Below are 19,132 nucleotides of genomic sequence, written 5' to 3'. Positions count from 1 at the left end.
AGGCGATGCACGGCGATCATCAGATGAACGACTATCACCAGCAGCAGCAAGCGCTGTTGCTACAACGCTGGAAAACGGCGCGGCAGTTGGGTACGCCGCGCTCGGCCAGTGGACCGTATAACAGCATTAGCGATGTGGCAGGCGTGCGCGTCGGCCACTGCACGCTGGCAGCGGGGGAAGTGCAAACTGGCGTGACCGCGATTGTGCCGCCCGGCGAGAACCTATTCACCCAACCCCTGCCCTGCGGCGCGGCGGTGCTGAACGGCTTCGCCAAACCTGTTGGACTGGTGCAGATTGAGGAGTTGGGGCTGCTGCAAACGCCTATCTTACTCAGCAACACGCTGGCAACGGGTACGCTGTTTACCGCACTGGTGCGCGACGCTATTTCCCGCAATCCCGAACTAGGTCGCACACTGCCGACGGTTAACCCGCTGGCGCTGGAGTGCAACGACGGCTGGCTGAACGATATTCAGGCGCTGGCGGTGACGGAACCGATGGCGCAGCACGCGCTGGAGAGTGCATCTGATAGCTTTGCACGCGGCAGCGTCGGTGCAGGACGCGGCATGAGCTGCTTTAGCCTGAAAGGTGGCATCGGCACCGCATCGCGCCTGATCCCTGAATTGAATGCCACGCTCGGCGTACTGGTGCTGGCAAACTTCGGCACGCTTTCCGCGCTGACGCTGGACGGCGTGCAGATGGGAGACGCCATCGAGCCCCTTCTGCCGGGGCTCGCACCACAGCAGGACGCCGGATCGATCATCATTATCATGGCGACGGATGCACCGCTCGATGCTCGCCAGCTCAAACGCATCGCTAAACGTGCGGGTGCGGGGCTGGGAAGACTCGGCAGCTACTGGGGGCACGGTTCCGGCGACATCGCCGTGGCGTTCTCCACCTGCCCACAACCACAACCGCCGGAGGACGCACAGCTTGAACCGCTGCTAAGCGCTGCCGCCGACGCGACCGAACACGCGGTGCTCGACGCCATGCTTCAGGCTGACGCCGTTACCGGTTTTCGCGGCCATCATCGCCCGACGCTGTCACAGGCGTTGGATAAGCTAGCCGCAGCTCTCTCTTCCGTAGGACATTCTCCCGTAGGAAATTGATCATGAAAATTTTTATCTCCGCCGATATTGAAGGGATCGCAGGCGTAATGCGCCCAGAGCAGTGCAGCCCCGGCACTGCGGAATACCAACTGGCACGCGGCCTGATGGAACAGGAAGTGAATGCCGCCATTGACGGCGCATTCGCGGGTGGTGCAACAGAAGTGGTGGTCGCCGACAGCCATGCCGCAATGGTTAACCTGCGCGCTGAGAATATCGACGCCCGCGCCCGACTGGTACAGGGCAAGCCGCGCGGCTACTCAATGGTCGAAGGACTGGAGCAGCAGCAGTTCGACGGCCTGATGTTTATCGGTTACCACAGCGCAGCGGGTGAGTTCGGCGTACTGTCGCACACCATCAACGGCCGCGCCTTCTACCGCGTGCGCATCAACGGTGAAATCATGGGCGAAAGCGACATCTACGCCGCTGCGGGCGTGGAACAAAAGACACCGCTCTGGCTGGTCAGCGGCGACGACACGCTCCAGAGTTGGATTGCCCGCTACTACCCCGCCACTGACTACGCCTGTGTCAAACGCGCTATCTCACAGCACGCGGCGGAATCCCTCAGCACCGAACAGGCGCGCAAGGTGATTCGTGATGCAGCAAAGGCAGCCGTGGAAAAAGCACACCGTACACTGAATTCGCGAATTCAGGCTCCTTACCGTCTCGAACTGATGGTGGCAAGGCCGGTGCTGGCCGATCTATTCTGTCTGCTGCCGAACGTTGAACGTTTGGATGCCATAACCGTAGGTTATACGGCGCAAAGCATGCGCGAAATCACCAGCCTGCTGGGTGCATTTTCCTATCTGGCGACAACGCAAAACTGATTCCGGTCTATTCGCGGCGCGAAAACCGATTGAAAAGAGAATTTATCGCATGACGAAACCCGTGATTGTGATCCACGGTGGCGCAGGCGCGCTGACCCGCTCAGCCATGAGCGCTGAAAAAGAGCAACGCTATCTGGCAGCGTTGTCTGAGATTGTCGCCAGTGGACAACGCATTCTCGCTGAAAACGGCAGCGCGCTGGATGCCGTGACGGAAGCCGTCCGTCTGCTGGAAGAGTGCCCGTTGTTCAATGCCGGACACGGCTCAGTCTTCACCCACGCGGAAACCCACGAACTTGATGCCAGCATTATGGATGGACGCTCGTTGGATGCCGGAGCCGTCAGTTGCGTCAGCCATATCCGTAACCCAATTCTGGCAGCGCGTACCGTACTCGAAGCCAGTCCGCATGTGATGTTTACCGCCGATGGTGCGGAAGCGTTTGCCCAGCAGCACGGACTGGAAAGGGTTGATCCCGCGTTCTTCTCCACCGACGAACGCCGCCAGCAACTCCATAATGCGCAGGCAGGATCAGGCCGCGTCATCCTCGATCATGACGGCCAGAGCGACCCTATCGATCCTGACCGTAAGTTCGGCACCGTAGGCGCAGTCGCTCTCGACAGTGCAGGTAATCTCGCTGCGGCCACCTCGACGGGCGGCATGACCAACAAACAGGCTGGGCGCGTAGGCGATAGCCCAATCATCGGCGCAGGCTGCTACGCCAATAACCAGACGGTCGCGGTTTCCTGCACGGGTACGGGCGAAGTCTTTATGCGCGCCGTCGCTGCTTATGATGTCTCGGCGCTGATGGAATACGCCGGGTTGACGCTACAACAAGCCAGCGACCGAGTAGTGATGGAAAAATTACTGCGGATGGACGGCAGCGGCGGGATGATTGCCGTCGACAAAGCGGGCAACATCGCCCTGCCGTTCAACAGTGAAGGAATGTACCGCGGCTATGGCTACGTGGGAGAAGAACCCGTCGCCGATATCTATCGTTAAGTTGGCCGTCGCTAACGGGATAAAACGCACAACATTGGTGCACTGCACCAATGTTGTGCGTCAAAATAGTGCAAAAATTGTTCTCATCAAGGGTTGATGTGCCATTAATCACGGCCTTATAACCTGGCGTAATACTTGCAGGCATTTTGGTTATTACTCATACGACGTTCATCAGAAAGCGTCAGCCGGAGCCTGCATTCATGCGATTACGCCATATTGAAATCTTCCAGGCCATTGTTCAAGCAGGCACCATCAGTGGCGCGGCCCGTTTGCTCAACGTCTCGCAGCCCAATGTCAGCCGGGTATTGAATCATGCGGAACAACAGCTTGGATTTTCCTTGTTTGAGCGGCGCACACAGGGGATGGTCGCCACCGAAGAGGGGCTGCGGTTGATCCCGAAAGTGCAGGAGCTTTTCAGTCACCTGCAAAGCATCAGTTCACTCACCGAACAAATCAAAACCAGCAAAGCACACTCCGTGCGGCTGGGCGCGGCACACGCGTTCGGGCAGATGATCGTCGCACCAACGCTGGTCGAATTTCATAAGCAGGCAGCCTCGGTTAACGTCGAGTTGGTGACCGAGCACTTCAGTACGTTGTGCCAGAACATCCTGCAAAATCAGCTCGATTTCGCGCTGATCTTTGGCCAACAGGTACCGTCCGAGCTGCTGGCAGAGCCGCTGTTCCAGTCCACGATGGTCGCCCTTTTGCCGAAAAACAGCCCAGTGAACGGCCCGGTATCACTGGAATGGCTGTGCAACAATAACCTGCTGATGATGCAGCATCAGGACCCGCTCGGTCAGGTGGTACACCGTGCACTGCGCGACAAGGCGCTACAGCCGACGGCTTCGCTCTACATCAAGACTTACTCGGTAATTGCCGATATTGTGCTGGCGGGTGGCGGCGCGGGCATCGTCGATCTCTTCACCGCCTGCCGCTATGCCGACCAACTCAAAATCGTTCCCATCGACCAGCCTCTGCCCTTTGAAGTCACGCTGATTAGTCGCCGTGACAACCCGCAATCGCAGGCAACGCTACAGTTGAAACAGATGATGAAAAACCGCTGTCGCGACATCGCCAGACAGCACGAGACTCTGCTTTACACCGTCTGATTCTCGACAGACGCCACGCCACGGACGGTTTTTCCTATCCCCTGCGAGGGACTCAACGCTATAATCCTTCCCATCATTTGCTTTACAGGTATGCACCAATGATTCGCAGCATGACCGCTTACGCCCGCCGAGAAATCAAGGGCAACTGGGGAAGCGCAGCCTGGGAACTCCGTTCCGTTAACCAGCGCTATCTGGAAACCTATCTTCGTTTACCGGAACAGTTCCGCAGCCTCGAACCCGTGGCTCGCGAGCGTATCCGCGCCCGTTTAACTCGTGGAAAAATCGAATGCAACCTGCGGTTTGAACTCGACCCTAGTGCGCAAAGTGCGCTGATCCTGAACGAAAAGCTGGCGAAGCAGCTAGTTAATGCTGCCAACTGGGTCAAAATGCAGAGCGACGAGGGCGAAATCAACCCAGTCGATATTTTGCGCTGGCCGGGCGTGATGTCGGCAGAAGAGCAGGATCTGGACGCCATCAGCACCGAACTGCTGAAAGCATTGGAAGGTGCGCTGGATGACTTCATTATTGCCCGTGAAAGCGAAGGTAATGCATTGAAAGCCCTGATCGAACAGCGTCTGGCAGGCGTCAGCGCTGAGGTCATCAAAGTCCGTGCCCAGATGCCGAACGTCCTGCTATGGCAGCGCGAGCGCCTGCAAAGCAAGCTGGAAGATGCGCAGGTACAGTTGGAAAATAACCGCCTGGAACAGGAACTGGTGCTGATGGCGCAGCGTGTCGATGTTGCTGAAGAACTCGATCGCCTCGACGCACACGTCAAAGAAACCTATAAAATCCTGAAAAAAGAAGAAGCCGTCGGCCGCCGCCTCGACTTCATGATGCAGGAATTCAACCGCGAATCGAACACGCTGGCCTCGAAATCCATCAACGCCGACGTCACCGCGTCAGCCATTGAGTTGAAGGTGCTGATTGAGCAAATGCGGGAACAGATTCAAAATATTGAGTGATTTTCGAATCGCTTAAATTACTCACATAACGCCTTGTTTCAGGGCGTTATTTTTTTATTGGCTATCATAGAGAAGCAACAAAGCGCATGATTATCGTGTACACCTAGGTGTACCCATTGCTCGGCGATTTAAGTACACCTAATTAGTAAATGTCCAGATATCGGTTTGCTAAACGTAATGATATTCCCCACGCAATCCTACTCATAAATAACAGCGTAGACATTAACGACCACCAATCGCCTACCCAGTTGGAATGGATCCACACCCGGATTATGCCGCCAACTAACGGAATCTAACTTTATAACTTCAAAAAATAATGGTCTTAACGGCTAGGAAGGCGCTCACCTTGAAAATAGTCTGAGAAATATTTTCAGTAATAACATTGCCGAATTAACCACTGAAAATCACCTCAAACCGATGTATGCCATATTGGATATCGCACGTTCTAAATTGAGAAATAAAATATTACCACGCCGCGACAGGTGCCAGAATTTATGGCTCGTCGATGGTATTGCTCATCAGGTCAATCAGCACAGCATCAATACTAAAGTGAATTTAAATTAAAAACCGATCGTTTACAGGATAATTGTCAAATGCACTCCAGTTGGCCGCCAGCGCGTGCCGGTGGTTGCAAAGGTTAATAAGCAATTGGGTGGCATACGAAAAACAAAATTAAACCAGACCTCGCAGTAGCGATGTTCTTATAAAAAGGGGAAGTAAATATGTCAGAAAAAAAAGATAAAAACGTTCAGTTACCGCAGGACACTAAAAAAGAAAGTGTAAATGAAAAAAAAATTGAATCTGTAAATACCCCTGTCGATAGCGTCAAAAGGGAAAAGGGGTGCAATAGAAAGAATTGTTATTGCGTTCGATAAACAATCTCACTTCAATAATAAAGGAAAACCACTATGGCTACATATATAATAAAAGATTTAACTACTAATGTTGAATTTGAATGTACTGATGATACTTATATACTGGATGCCGCCGAAAATGCAGGAATTGATTCACCCTATTCATGCAGAGCCGGCTCATGTTCCTCATGCGTAGCATTACGCATTTGGGGGAAAGTTGATCAAAGTGACGCCTCGTTTCTAACAGAGGAACAAAAACAGGATTTCATATTATTGTGCTCAGCTTATCCATTAAGCAACTGTGTTATCAGAAGCGGAGAGGAATCCCTATTTGGCGGGCCTGAAGAAGAGATACGTAACCGCTTGAATCGTGACAGGTCTGTTCCTGTGGGTGTTACATACTGGTTTTAAGTGGGAATTATTCTCCATTTTAAGATCTTGAACCATGGTTTTAAAAAAAGGGGCAATAAAACAAAACCTGTATATCCGGCTAACGCCAGTCAATTTCTTAATTGACTGGCTGTTTTTTTCCAGGCCTTTTCGTATTGATGTGGTCTTTCCTTTACCATTCTTGGGAAGGCCCAACGTCACCATCGGTGCCATGCTCTCCATGTCCTGCATCAGTTCCGGGAGCAGAATCAGTCCGACATAGACTGGCAAGCATAGAGCGGCAACAAAGCTGTTAAGAAGTTACTCAAGATTTACAGAGCCAAAAAGCCTGCGCGATGGATGCCAGTAGACCACTCCCGCTATTTGCCTTATTCTCACGCGCAGCCCAATTAACCGCTTTTAAGCCTGATATAACGCCAAATGGAGTGAAAATGAGTAAACCAACGGTTGTTTTTATCGTCGTTGCCGTCATCGTCGGCTTAGGTAGCCACTTTGGTTGGTGGTAAGTACGATATAAGATAGATTCCTGCCATATCCCAGGCGCATGTGCGTTAGTTTCCCTTAACCGCTAACCATCGTGTGCCTGTCCTCAGAAAGCCACTGTTTGAGAGATAGTGCCGAGCTTAGACTACATCCATTCTGGCAGGATAAGATCGCGCTATCCAATACCATGATGTGATTAAAATGAAGAAGCACAGCGTAGCTGTTATTGTTTTATGCTTATTTTTTTGCAAATTAATTGCAGTTTATAAAATATTTTTTAGAATTAAATTTAATAGTATCGTTTCATTTTTCTTAAAAAAAGAGCAACATTAATTATATTCTTACATTGTAAAGTTTCCGTTTCTTATTTTAATAAATCGTTAAGCTACTATTTTTACACTTCAGTTTATTTTAACGATCGATGTTTTATATTAACAGAGCTCGCCTTTTCATTATTTTTTAAATGCTATAAACGATCAATTTGATGAAGATTTTATTTCACTGTCCGATAATCCATGCGGTGACAAGGTTAGTGTATCGATGGTAAAAAATCGATGCTATTAATGTAGCAAGTAAAATGGCCTATCGCATTGTTAAAAAATGTCTTTATCATTTCGTTCGGTTCTCAAAAAATGATGATCTACCACTGCTAACAGCACCATTCATCCACGCTTAATGCCAATTTAGCGATCCAAAAAATATAACGTTAATAAAATCGTGATTGCCTATGAAGGTTTATTACTGGCTTCCGACGAGAAACAGTTACGTGATGTACTAAACACCATCGAGGATATTCGTAAGAATGGTGGAGTCTTATTAAAAAAGATCGATCAGGACACTCTGGAGACTAACGATCCCAATCTCAGCACAATCATGTCTGACATGCTATTGATAAAAAACGATTTCATCGATTCAAGCAATAAAATTATCTCTGCGATAACGGCAGGCGACCGTGAGGCGGCTGTCTCTACAGCCAGAGTTGGCCTTCGAAGCAGCGGGCAAGCTAGCGATCGCATCTTCAGCAAAGCCAAAAAATGATTCACAGGACTGGACGTCGTTCTAACATATCGCGGGGCCACATCGGTGGCCCAATCATTGATGCTTTCCAACACAGTTGAATTTTTTCAAAACCAATGTTTTCATAACTGCCTGATTCCAAATAAACGGCGAGTCTTTAATCGGAACAACGCTTCTCAACATCCTTTCCAACACATCCTCACTTGCTGCAAAACAGGGAAAAACAGACATGCGTTACTTCATTCTCCCCCTCCTCCTCACGCTAACAGGCTGTCAGGCGATCACCACCTTCGATAAATACGCCACGATGCGTCTCTACGAAGTCTATGAAACCGACAACCTTTCTGCCTGTGATTACAAACCGCAGTTTCGTGACTGTACTGTGGATAAGCGATCGTTTAACGTCAGAATTACTGACGATAAGAGCAAAATTGCGTTAGTGGTAAGAACCGAATACGCCTATTTCGGCTTCACGCGTGATGATTTTTCGCGCCAGACGCAGCCGCTGCGTGATTTCCTGATCTGGGCGGAAAATCCGAATGCGCAAGACAAGCAGATCAAGCAATTACGTAAGGCCGGAAACGTTGGCGGAAGTCTGTTTTACAACACGGAGGTGGAATATCAGTTCGATTATCTGCACACGCGTGCCGATGCTCCGCTGCTCGTCGTTAAACCTCATGAAAATGCGAATTCTTACGGCCTGACCGTCGAAGAAGTGAAAAATCTGCTATCAGTGATGGATGCCTGGTATGCCGGTACGTTCTCAGGAAAGCAACTGACGTAAATGCGGTAGAAGCGGCCAGATAACATGGGTATCTGGCCGCAACCTAATAATTAAAATTTCTGCATTCTGGAAGAAAATTGGCCGCAGTTTTTCAGCATCAAATCTTTGACAAGTCGGCGGTCGTAGTAGCCTTTTTCGGTCTTGAACACTTCATAGACTTCAAGGCGTCGTGCCGAATAAGGTCCGGCAAACTCACCAGTGATATAGTAGTAATTCCCGACCACGGGCTTAAACGTCACGGTTCTAAACCCGCCATTACCTGCAATCATTCTGACCGCGATATTGTTTTTCGCACTGACCCAAAACTCACGAATCATCGTTGGCGTTTCGGGAATTTCAGGGAAGCCGAGTTCTTTATTATTGAGTTTAGTTTGGAACCCAATCGCGTTATTGGTGTAGCCATTTTCTGGCGCATCGATATTAATACATCGATCAGTATTCGGATAAACGCGAATATAGTCGAGGTTACGGTTATCAAACGTCATGCCAACGCGATCCGTTCCCTGGTAGTCCTCCAGCTTATTGCTGTACGTTGCGACCGAGCACCCACTGAGTAATACTGCACTCACCCCAATCAGAAGAATTTTCCCCAACATAACCATCCCTTACGTTTATAAAATCAGAACTTCCTGATTATTTTACTGCATTTTTTATTCAAGAATAAAAGCGAATATATCTTTACCTTAACACTATAACGCTAAGAGGCAACGTGGCAATTTCTCTCTATTACACCGCACGACGCAAAAAAAACCTGGATCAAAAAGAGATATCTGCCGTGCAGCATATTGTCCAACGCTATTCCGTTAATGAACAAATTGAGAAATATCTGATGACCGGTGAAGGTCTGAATTGGGCGTCATTTGATTTCAGCCTCAACGTGAAAACCGGTAATGTTTTTAGGAAGGGGATCGTGCTCTCTGGCTCGACTCAACTCCCCGATAGCGATGAAAACGCGTCCTGGATTGGCGTGCAGTACTGGTGCCAGTGCTTATCCGAGATACGCACCGCCCTGACTCACTGTGAGTGGCGCGTCACCATTGAGGATCACAGCATACCGTGGGACGCCGAGGCAAAAGCTTACAGCCCAACGCGCTGAAGCCCGTGTCTCTGGCAAAGCATGCTGAAGAGGGAAGCGAATATGGACGACAACGGCCTCTACGACGCTATCGCGCTCGGCGCATACGGGTTGGACGTAAGAGGGATCAACTCTAAGAGCCAATCCCTCCGACTCACGCTCAGAACAGCGCGCTTACTCCGTGGTCTTACGTTCAGCGGCCTGACCTTCTAGCACCTCGCTCTCTTCCGGTTTTGCCACATTCGGGTGCTGACGCCCTTCTTCGATAAAATCTTCATCGATACCTTCAATATTTTCCTGATTATCACGTCCAGACAGAATATTCCAACAGGCGATGAACAACGCAGCAATCAGCGGACCAATCACAAAACCGTTGATACCGTAGATTTCCATGCCGCCCAGCGTAGCGATCAGAATCAGGTAATCCGGCATTTTGGTGTCTTTCCCCACCAGCAGCGGACGCAGAATGTTGTCTACCAGACCAATCACCAGCACAAAGAATGCAACAATGAAGATGGCTTGCCAAAGCATACCTGTAGCGAACAGGAAGACAGCGGCAGGTACCCAGATAATCGCCGAACCCACGGCAGGAATCAGAGACAGAAACGCCATCAACGACCCCCACAGCAGGCTACCCTCTATTCCTGCGATGGAGAACGCAATACCGCCTAGCGTTCCCTGCACAATCGCCACAACGGCCGTGCCTTTCACCGTCGCCCGCGATACCGCAGCAAATTTTACCAGCAGGTGGTGTTTAACATGGGTGGAAAGCGGCAACGATTCCAGAATCAGGTTCACCAGATAGGAACCATCTTTCAGAAGGAAAAAGAGCAGGTAGAGCATCACCCCAAAGCCAATGAAGAAGGTGAATGTCCCTTTGCCGATCAGGAGCACGCTCCCCGCCAGATATTGCCCCCCTTTCAGCGCCACCTGAGAAAGCTCTTGCTGTATTTTGGCAGCATTATCCAGATTGTGTTCCGTCAGGAAATGTCGTGCCCATTTGGGCAGATGCTGAAACAACTCCGCCAGCACAACAGGAAATTGCGTATTGCTACCCTGCAATCGGGTGTAAACCCCATTAATTTCCACCACCAGCGAAGAAACAATGATCCCTAATGGAATAAAGACGATCAGGAAGATAATCAGGACGGTCAGCAGCGAGGCAATGCCGTTGCGGTCATTCAGTTTTTGCCGAATCTTGCTTTTCAGCGGATGGAAGATAATGGCCAACACTGCCGCCCATAAAATGGCGGAATAATACGGCGCGAGTACGTCAAAAAACGCCAGCGTGACGGCAAATAGGATCAGGATGAAGAATCCCTTCGTAAGCCCTTTAATATTCACAACGATTTCCCCTTCGTTCAATCTATCCCCGAAATATAGAACGAAGTCGGACATTTGCCATACAGGAAAAAGCGCATAGTGCTGAGGAAATAGCTATGCACGCGCCTCATGAGTTGCAATAAAGTCATTTTTTAACTGACTATACACAGTAGCATCGTTGTCACACGTCAGTGCCGCGGCACGCTTTATTGCCGCGTATTCCGCACATACGGAAGGGTTTGCCCGTAGATAATCACGAAAAACCAGGTGCCGCTGAACATGCGCGTCACCCACCACAAAAGCGTGAAGATGGTGAGTACGCTCGTCGCCACCTTTGGTGTAGTAACGACGTCCTGCTATCCCATTTTCTCCGCGCGGACGATAGCCCAAATCGACCATGACCTGATCCAACCGGTCCAAATCGGACAGCGAAACCACTTCCAGCAGCATATCAATCACTGGCTTAGCGGGTAGCCCCGGCACGGCCGTACTGCCGATGTGATGCACTCTCACCGCAACCTCGTCGAGCGCCTGCGTTAACGCCCTCGCCGCCGTTGCGTAATTCGTCGCCCAATGTGGATCGTAATCCACCACGGCTATGGTTCGTTCACTCATTCGCGTATCCCCAACACGGTCTTATCGCGTAAAGGTTATCAACGTTTAGGGGAAGGTTCAAAAGCCATCAGGAAACGCGGCGAGAGTATGATTCTCGCCGCGCTGATTAGCGCTTACAGGCCATTCAATCGGCCTGCACCAACGAATCTGCGGTAATATCGGCAATGGATTTGGCCCCAGTGAGCGTCATCGCCACACGCATCTCTTTTTCGATCAGGTTCAGCAGGTTAACCACGCCCACTTCACCTGCCGCCGCCAGTGCGTAGACAAACGCACGCCCGAGCATCACGCCATCCGCGCCCAGTGCAATCATGCGCACCACATCTAGCCCGGTACGAATACCGGAATCCGCCAGAATGGTGATATCGCCTTTCACCGCATCGGCTATCGCTGGCAGCGCACGTGCCGTCGACAACACGCCATCCAACTGGCGACCGCCGTGATTGGAAACCACAATCCCGTCTGCGCCGAACCTCACTGCCTCTTTAGCATCTTCCGGGTCGAGGATGCCTTTGATGATCATCGACCCTTTCCACATCTCGCGGATCCACGCCAAGTCCTGCCACGAAATAGAGGGATCGAAATTCTCCGCCAGCCAACCGATATAGTTTTCCAGCGTCGTCGGCGTACCGCGATAGGCAGAAACATTCCCCAAATCGTGCGGCTTACCGTTCAGGCCGACATCCCACGCCCATTGTGGATGAGTTACGGCCTGTAACATACGACGTGCCGCCGCATTCGGCCCACTCATGCCAGAATGCGCATCACGATAGCGTGCGCCCGGCGTCGGCATATCCACGGTAAACACCAGCGTCTTCACCCCCGCCGCCTGCGCACGCTCCAACGCATTACGCATGAAACCACGATCTTTTAGCACGTAGAGCTGAAACCACATCGGGCGATCGATGGCAGGAGCCACTTCCTCAATCGGGCAGACTGAAACCGTGGATAAGGTAAACGGAATCCCTTTCTGTGCTGCCGCACGAGCAGCCTGTACCTCACCGCGTCTGGCATACATACCGGTCAGGCCAACGGGTGCCAGCACCACCGGCATCGCCAGCTTTTCACCGAACAGCTGCGTTTCCAGACTCAGATCGGACATATTTTTCAGAATGCGCTGACGCAGCGCGATATCTGCCAGATCGGCAGTATTACGCCTGAGCGTGTGCTCGTTGTACGCCCCACCGTCAATATAGTGAAAAAGAAACGGCGGCAGCCTGCGCTGCGCCGCCGCTCGGTAGTCCGTTGAAGCAGAGATGATCATCGTCCTTCCCCATCCTTCTTCTTGTTGGTGCCGCTGTCACGGTAAGTGGAATAACCGTCACTGGAGCTAATGTTGATCGTTTAAAGAGCGAGATACCGGGGGCTACCACGGTGCGAGGTATCCCTGCGGGAACCTCATCACCGTGTTTCCCCCTATAAAATGCAAACGCATTTTAAATGCCACTTGTGGCAGCCCGTAAGGGCGAGCACAGGAACTGGGCGAGTAAATCCATACTTAGGCAAGCATCATTGCCTGTTAATGAAATTGCAGGTACGCGACATGCGTTTGCAGATATTCCTGCAAGCCGTGCTTGCCATCCGCCCCACCCACACCGGATTTACGCCAGCCCGCATGGAAGCCCTGCATCGCTTCGAAGTTTTCGCGGTTGATGTAGGTTTCGCCGAACTTCAGCCCTTTCAGCGCTTTCATCGCCGTGTTGATGTTTTGAGTATAGATCGACGACGTCAGGCCATATTCGCTGTCGTTCGCCATCGCAATTGCCTCTTCTAACGTGTCGAAGGTTGCTACCGGCAGCACCGGACCAAACACTTCTTCGTGCATGATCGGCATCTCCTGTTTGACGTCCACCAGCAGCGTTGGCGGGTAGAAATAGCCCGTACCGCTTTCAGGCTTACCGCCGAGCAGCACTTTCGCGCCCTGCGACACCGCTTTGGCAACTTTGTCTTCCACACGTTGTAGCGCCGCTGCACTGATCAACGGCCCCATATCCAGCGCTTTTTTCTCTGCCGTATTGCCGAAGGTCACCTGCTCCATCGCGGCTTTAATACGCGTGATAAAGTCATCGTAAATGCCTTTCTGCACATAAACGCGCTCGGCGCAGTTACATACCTGCCCGCTGTTGATGATGCGAGAGCTGACAATCGCTTTAACGGCCAGATCGAGGTCGGCGTCATCCATCACGATGGCAGGCGCTTTACCACCCAGCTCCAATGACACTTTGGTCACGTTTTGCGCCGCTGCCGTCATGGTGGCAATCCCCGCCGCCACGCTGCCGGTCAGGCTGACCATGCCGACTTTTGGGTTAGCGGCCAGCTCTTGCCCGACCGTCGGGCCGTAGCCGGTAACGAAATTGATGACGCCTTTCGGCAGACCAATTTTGTGAATGATTTCGGCGAAAATCACCGCATTATTCGGTGTGATCTCGCTCGGTTTGATGACGATGGTATTGCCGGTAATCAGCGCGGGGGCTGCCTTACGCGCAATCAGGAAGAAGGGGAAATTCCACGGCAGAATGCCGGTCGTGACGCCAATCGCTTTACGGAAAACGAAGATATTTTCATTCGGGCGGTCGCTCTGAATGATTTCGCCTTCGTAACGGCGTGCCCACTCTGCCATATAGTCGAGATAGTCGGCGGTGAACAGCACCTCCGTCTGCGCCAGACCGTGGGTTTTACCGCCTTCCGCAATGATGGTATCGGTCAGTTCGGCTTCTCGCTCGCGAATACCGGCGGCTATTTTGTGTAACCAGACGCCGCGCTCAACTGCGGGCAGCGCTTCCCAGCCCGGCTGTGCGGCTTCTGCTGCATCAATCGCTCTCTTCGCATCTTCAGCGGAGCCTTCAGGGATCTGCGAAATGACCTGTTCTGTGGCCGGGTTCACCACATCAATCCACTTCCCGCTTCTGTTTTCAACAAACTCACCGTTGATATACATATGTTTTTGGGTAGTGCTCATACAAGGCGTCTCCAAAGTAGGGTAAGGGAATACAACGCATAAACGAGTTGTTAAAAAAACACGTCTTTTTTGTGAAGTTTTGCCATGCTGCGCGTTCTGCGCTGCATTTACCTTTTCATGGCTGCCATCTCAGTCTAGCAAGTGGCAAAAAAGTCATGCAGAGAATGCCTGACGTAACACTTTTGCAAAGTATCGGAGAACGACGGGGAATAACGGCAGTGTGGGGATGAACGAGGTAGTGACAGACGCCGCATTCAGCTACGGCGTCTGTCTGTAAAGCAGGGAAATATTACGGTTCGTCGCTTTCCGCGACCTCTTCCGTCACTTTCCATTTGCCGCCCACCAGCTCGCGAGTGGTGACTACCGTCGCCTGCTTCTCTTCAGAGTAGGCTTCCGTGGTTTCGACAATCAGGACAGGCTTATTATTGACCACCTGGTAGGTAAACGACTGGAACCAGCAGCAGGGGCTTTTGGCAACCGTCGTGATGGTCTTACTTTTCTCATCGATATCGAACAGGCTGAGATCGGAACTGGCTAACTCGGTCAGCGGTGCATTCAGGGCGAACTGCTGCTTTTCCACATCAAACAGGTACACATCGTAAGACGACCCGCCAGAAGCCTCGTTAATACCAGTGCGCAACAGGATATCCGCATGATGATCGAAGTTAGCGTCATCAATCATCAGCCCGCTGTTGTTTTCACCGCCGGCTTCAACCAGATTCGCCGTCACTTCGCCCTTCGTGTTCAGTAAGATAAACATATTTTCCATCGTGATACGCTGGAACAGATCGCCACGTCCTTTCTTAAAAATATCCAGCGTGCCGGGGCCTTCGCAGGTTGAATAAGAAGGGTCGAGCGTGCACGTCGCCACGCTGAGAACGAAGTCCCACTGGTCTGATGCCTGTGTAATCAGGGAGATATTCTCACTACTGGACAGCGCCTGAATACGAGAAACCATCACATTTCCCAGACAAATGTCATCCTTACAGCGGTCACGTTCGGCCAGCCAGGCGCTCTGCTCTTGGCGCGTCTGTGCTTTGTCTGCCTTTTTCACGTAACCCTGAGACGCCTGATTTAATACTGCATCGAGCTGCTGTAGGCGGATGCTGGCGCAAATCATTTTCTCGGTGTCTGTGCTGGCCTTGCTGCAATCCATCGCCCAGACGGACGAGGTGAAAAAGAACAGCAGGGATGAAACGACCAGAGATAAATAACGCATGAAGTATCGCTCCTTGAATACAGATAAAAACCTAAAATATTGATAAAAATGGAGAACAAACTGTTTTTAGCGACCTTTTCCCATCTTTTTAAGAAAGCGCTGCTGCTCAGCCAAAATCACTTTCAGCGTAATGCACTGATAATCAATGCCGTGACGCGGGGCAACGTCCGCAATAATTTTTGATAGCGCGGGATAGTGTCGATGATTCCAGTTGGGGAAAATATGGTGGGTCAGGTGCATATTGAGCTGCCCCAACCAGTAACCCAGCCATTCGGGATGGGTAGTCCAATCTACCGTGGTGGAAAAAACGTGCTGGTAGCGACCATGCTTGAATAGGCCGTCTTCCGGTGCCTGATAGAACGTCCCTTTTGCCCAATGCGACCCCAGAATCAGCACAACAAAAATCAGCGACGATAGCATCTGGCTCAGCAAATAAACCAGCAACAGCGATCCAACGCTAATGATGGTCGGCGACAACAGCCAATAGGGGATCGCCAGCGCCAGCATGGCATGCAGCGCTTTTGATAGCAGGAACACACCCCAGCCTTTAGCACCCTGAAGCGTCATATTGCGCGTCACCTGCGTTTTCCCCGCCCGATCGAGCCAGTCAAAAAACCAGATGATGCAGGGAAATGTCAGCGACGCCACCATTGGCCAGTAGTAGCGCTGAGCGCGCATAAAAAAACGAAACCGATGGTAGGGCGACTGCCGCAAGACGCCGTTTTCTTCGATATCCAGATCGTAGTGCTGCACATTCACGTGCGCATGATGAAAAATTACATGCCGCACTCGCCAACAGTCAGAATCCATGCCAAGCGGAATACTCACCACAATATTGAGCAGGCGATTCGCCCACGGCCGCCGGAAAAAGACGTTATGGGAGGCATCATGCACCACGTTCACCGCCAGAAACATGGCGGTAAAAATAAAGGCAAAGTAGCAGCTAGCAAAACCCAACAGCGTCGTTTGCTGGAGGCTGAAACCATAAAACGTCAGGCACAGCGCCACCAGAAACAGCATCTTGCCGATAAACCCCGCGTTGGCAAAACGGTGGTCGCCCGTCTCTGCCAGATACGCATTCGCGGCCTTCATCAGCGCCCGATGCAACGCCAGATCGCGTCCTTGTTCATAACGTAGAGGTTTCAACGGTGCGAGCATCATTCTTCCTCTGATTTATGTTCTACGGTATGTGGCACAGGATGCCGATCGTGACCTTCACCCATCGATTTTAAAAACCGACGCTGGCTAGCCAATAGCTCACGATAGGTAATGCAGCGGTAGTTCATACCATGCTCGGCGGCAACGCGGCGTAAAATAGCGGCGAGCGCGGGGTAGTGCCGATGATGCCATCCTGGGAAAAGATGATGCGTCAGGTGTAAATGCAGCCCTCCCGTCCAGTGCTCAAGCCAGCGCGGCGTCGGCAACCAGTCACAGGCGGTCGCAAAGTTATGCTGATACCAGCCTTGAGGCATCGCCTCAGCTTCAGTAACGGCATAGAACTCAGCCTCTGCCCAGTGCGTACCCAGCAGTAAAAATACCACCAGCAGCGAGGCCAACATCTGGCCTAGTAAATAGCTTAGCAGCACGATGCCGGGGCTAATGCCGTGTGCCGATCCCACCATGATGGGAATCACCAGTAACAGCAGGAGATGACCGATTTTACTGGCGATAAAAATCAACCATCCATCACGGCCTGATTGCGCTGAGCGGGCGTTGACGGGAGTTTTACCCAAACGATCGGCCCAATCGAAGATCCAGGCGATATAGGGGAGCGAGAACGCAGCCACCAGCGGCCAGTAAAGATGCTGATAGCGCATGTAGGAACGGTGGCGCTGAAAAGGCGTTTGGCGGAAAACACCGTTCTCTTCCGTATCCAGATCGTAATGCTCCACATTCGGATAAAGATGGTGGAAGTCCACGTGACGCAAACGCCAATAGTCAGGATCGATGCCTAATGGCAGCGTCACTATGCGCCCGACCACGCGATTGAGCGTTCGGTTGCGGAAAAACGTATTATGGGACGCGTCATGATTAACGATGATGTTCAATACCATCGACAGCATGATGAAAGAAAAATAGCTCAGGAAGAACGCCCATGACGTCTGCTGCATCAGGCACAAGGCATAACAGGCAATGCAGCATAACAAGAGTAATCCAGCCTTAATAAACTGGCCGCCATCGGCAAAGCGATGATCGTGGTTAGCACGGAGATAGGCCGACGTTTCTCGCTGTAATGCCCGATGAAAAGCCTGTTCGCCCCTCGCAGGATACCGCTTGGCGGGAAGCACATTAGCCATTTCCATGCTCCTCTGTAAGGGAGCGTCGACCCCAGCCGACCGCCATCGCCAGCCCGTGCAGCGCTAGTGCCAGCATGGCTATCTTCCAATAGAGCGCTTCCCAGCCCAGATAGACAAGAAACACGGCAGGGAATAGCAACACCACCAGCAGCCAGACGTAAATGCCCCACCGCCGACCTTCGGAAATGCCGCCCAGCGCAACCGCACCTGCCACTAGCAGCAGGAAGAGAGCCACCTGCGACACGTTGGCGGAGTCATAACCGTAGCCATACAGGTAAACATAGCCCACCACGAGTGCAAATAGCAGCATCGCCCCAGCAATCAATGCTATCGGCGTACAGTGAAACGTCGCCTGACGCGTGCGACGCACCGGCAATTTCAGGTACGACATAAAAGGCAGGTTACTGGCCCAAAACGGGTTTTCCGATGGTATTTCTCTGCCTGCGCCATAGCGGAAAGGCGTATCGGGCAGTTGTGGGCAAAAGCTGCCGAACAGTTTGTCCCAAAAAATAAAGGTGCCGCCGAAGTTCTTATCGGCGTAAGCGCGGTCGTTCACGTGGTGTACCCGATGGTGTGCTGGCGTTACCAACACCTTTTCAAGCCAGCCCAGTTTGGGCGTCATCGCGTTATGGTTAAAGAGTTGGACGCTGTAATGCAGGATAGAAACGGTAACGAACACATACAGCGGAACGCCAAGCAGCGCCAGAATCAGGAAGAACGGAATTGAGGTCAGCGAGGAATACCACGAGTTACGCACGCCCAGCGACAGATTGAAATGTTCACCCTGATGATGAACCACATGCACCGCCCACAGTACGCCAAAAGTATGGTGCAGGCGATGTAGCCAATAGAAACCGAAATCCCAGGCGAGTATCGCGAACAGCCATATCAGCACTGTCGGCCAGCTTTCTACCCAGCCCAAACTGAAGTGCGCCGCGACATAGCCATAGCAAAAAATTTCCACGCTGCGAAAGAGCCACAGCATGATATGCCCTGAATTCAGGTTGAACACGACGTCATGCCAGTTCACCTTCTCGCGCTGCATCCACTGTAAAACCAGCGCTTCGCCAATCACCACAACCAGCATAAAGACGATTGGTAATGCCAAATCGATCATG

The 19,132-nt window shown here is 51.8% G+C and carries 18 protein-coding genes; 9 read left to right on the top strand and 9 right to left on the bottom strand.

All coding sequences use genetic code 11. The features are described 5' to 3' along the window. The first annotated feature begins 5 nt into the window (after nt 1–5). The 8 genes from A7983_RS08545 (at nt 6) to A7983_RS08510 (ending at nt 8,526) form a co-directional block, all read left to right on the top strand. Nucleotides 6–1,106: a DmpA family aminopeptidase gene (locus A7983_RS08545; protein ID WP_005967997.1), complete on the top strand. Its 1,101-nt coding sequence runs from the start codon at nt 6–8 to the stop codon at nt 1,104–1,106. Between the two features lie 2 nt (nt 1,107–1,108). Further along, nucleotides 1,109–1,930, top strand: coding sequence for a M55 family metallopeptidase (locus tag A7983_RS08540; RefSeq protein ID WP_005967999.1), 822 nt, complete (start codon nt 1,109–1,111; stop codon nt 1,928–1,930). A 49-nt stretch (nt 1,931–1,979) separates the two neighbouring features. After that, nucleotides 1,980–2,927: an isoaspartyl peptidase/L-asparaginase family protein gene (locus A7983_RS08535; RefSeq protein ID WP_005968002.1), complete on the top strand. Its 948-nt coding sequence runs from the start codon at nt 1,980–1,982 to the stop codon at nt 2,925–2,927. A gap of 200 nt (nt 2,928–3,127) precedes the next feature. Then, nucleotides 3,128–4,036, top strand: a complete 909-nt coding sequence (locus A7983_RS08530) for a LysR family transcriptional regulator (protein WP_005968004.1) — start codon at nt 3,128–3,130, stop codon at nt 4,034–4,036. Nucleotides 4,037–4,134: 98 nt separating this feature from the next. Next, nucleotides 4,135–4,998 carry a YicC/YloC family endoribonuclease gene (locus tag A7983_RS08525; protein ID WP_005968006.1) on the top strand — a complete coding sequence of 288 codons (864 nt, stop codon included), beginning with the start codon at nt 4,135–4,137 and terminating at the stop codon, nt 4,996–4,998. Nucleotides 4,999–5,906: 908 nt separating this feature from the next. Next, nucleotides 5,907–6,263, top strand: coding sequence for a 2Fe-2S iron-sulfur cluster-binding protein (locus A7983_RS23225; protein WP_005968009.1), 357 nt, complete (start codon nt 5,907–5,909; stop codon nt 6,261–6,263). 1,179 nt (nt 6,264–7,442) lie between these two features. After that, nucleotides 7,443–7,763, top strand: a complete 321-nt coding sequence (locus A7983_RS08515) for a hypothetical protein (RefSeq protein ID WP_005968011.1) — start codon at nt 7,443–7,445, stop codon at nt 7,761–7,763. Between the two features lie 208 nt (nt 7,764–7,971). Beyond that, nucleotides 7,972–8,526, top strand: a complete 555-nt coding sequence (locus tag A7983_RS08510) for a hypothetical protein (RefSeq protein WP_005968013.1) — start codon at nt 7,972–7,974, stop codon at nt 8,524–8,526. A 50-nt stretch (nt 8,527–8,576) separates the two neighbouring features. Here the strand turns inward: A7983_RS08510 and A7983_RS08505 are convergent, their stop codons facing one another. After that, a complete protein-coding gene (locus A7983_RS08505; RefSeq protein ID WP_005968016.1) occupies nt 8,577–9,122 on the bottom strand; it encodes a hypothetical protein in 546 nt (181 codons plus the stop codon). Nucleotides 9,123–9,235: 113 nt separating this feature from the next. Here A7983_RS08505 and A7983_RS08500 point away from each other — a divergent pair, with 113 nt between their 5' ends. After that, on the top strand, nt 9,236–9,622 hold the full coding sequence (locus A7983_RS08500; RefSeq protein WP_005968017.1) for a hypothetical protein: 387 nt from the start codon (nt 9,236–9,238) through the stop codon (nt 9,620–9,622). Between the two features lie 153 nt (nt 9,623–9,775). Here A7983_RS08500 and A7983_RS08495 read toward each other — a convergent pair whose 3' ends face one another. From A7983_RS08495 to A7983_RS08460, 8 genes are all read right to left on the bottom strand, one after another. Next, nucleotides 9,776–10,945, bottom strand: a complete 1,170-nt coding sequence (locus tag A7983_RS08495; RefSeq protein ID WP_039478872.1) for an AI-2E family transporter — start codon at nt 10,943–10,945, stop codon at nt 9,776–9,778. Nucleotides 10,946–11,038: 93 nt separating this feature from the next. Further along, a complete protein-coding gene (locus tag A7983_RS08490; RefSeq protein ID WP_005968024.1) occupies nt 11,039–11,539 on the bottom strand; it encodes a GrpB family protein in 501 nt (166 codons plus the stop codon). Between the two features lie 124 nt (nt 11,540–11,663). Then, complete coding sequence (lldD, locus tag A7983_RS08485) at nt 11,664–12,803, bottom strand: FMN-dependent L-lactate dehydrogenase LldD (protein ID WP_005968026.1); 1,140 nt, start codon at nt 12,801–12,803, stop codon at nt 11,664–11,666. A 255-nt stretch (nt 12,804–13,058) separates the two neighbouring features. Beyond that, on the bottom strand, nt 13,059–14,498 hold the full coding sequence (gene aldA / locus A7983_RS08480) for an aldehyde dehydrogenase (RefSeq protein ID WP_005968028.1): 1,440 nt from the start codon (nt 14,496–14,498) through the stop codon (nt 13,059–13,061). A gap of 289 nt (nt 14,499–14,787) precedes the next feature. Further along, nucleotides 14,788–15,717: a lysozyme inhibitor LprI family protein gene (locus A7983_RS08475; protein ID WP_005968030.1), complete on the bottom strand. Its 930-nt coding sequence runs from the start codon at nt 15,715–15,717 to the stop codon at nt 14,788–14,790. A 66-nt stretch (nt 15,718–15,783) separates the two neighbouring features. After that, nucleotides 15,784–16,875 (bottom strand): fatty acid desaturase family protein, encoded by a 1,092-nt coding sequence (locus A7983_RS08470; protein ID WP_005968032.1) that lies wholly within the window; start codon nt 16,873–16,875, stop codon nt 15,784–15,786. After that, on the bottom strand, nt 16,875–18,014 hold the full coding sequence (locus A7983_RS08465; protein WP_039478873.1) for a fatty acid desaturase family protein: 1,140 nt from the start codon (nt 18,012–18,014) through the stop codon (nt 16,875–16,877). Before A7983_RS08465 ends, A7983_RS08470 begins: the two co-directional genes overlap by 1 nt. Then, entirely contained in the window at nt 18,007–19,131 is a 1,125-nt protein-coding gene (locus A7983_RS08460) for a sterol desaturase family protein (protein WP_005968034.1), read from the bottom strand. The genes A7983_RS08465 and A7983_RS08460 overlap by 8 nt, the downstream gene beginning before the upstream one ends. Nucleotide 19,132 lies beyond the last annotated feature (1 nt).

The sequence above is a fragment of the Pectobacterium wasabiae CFBP 3304 genome (assembly GCF_001742185.1).
GTDB lineage: Bacteria > Pseudomonadota > Gammaproteobacteria > Enterobacterales > Enterobacteriaceae > Pectobacterium > Pectobacterium wasabiae.
The sequence above is the reverse complement of the archived record's forward strand: the minus strand, read 5'-3'. Positions and strand labels throughout refer to the sequence as shown.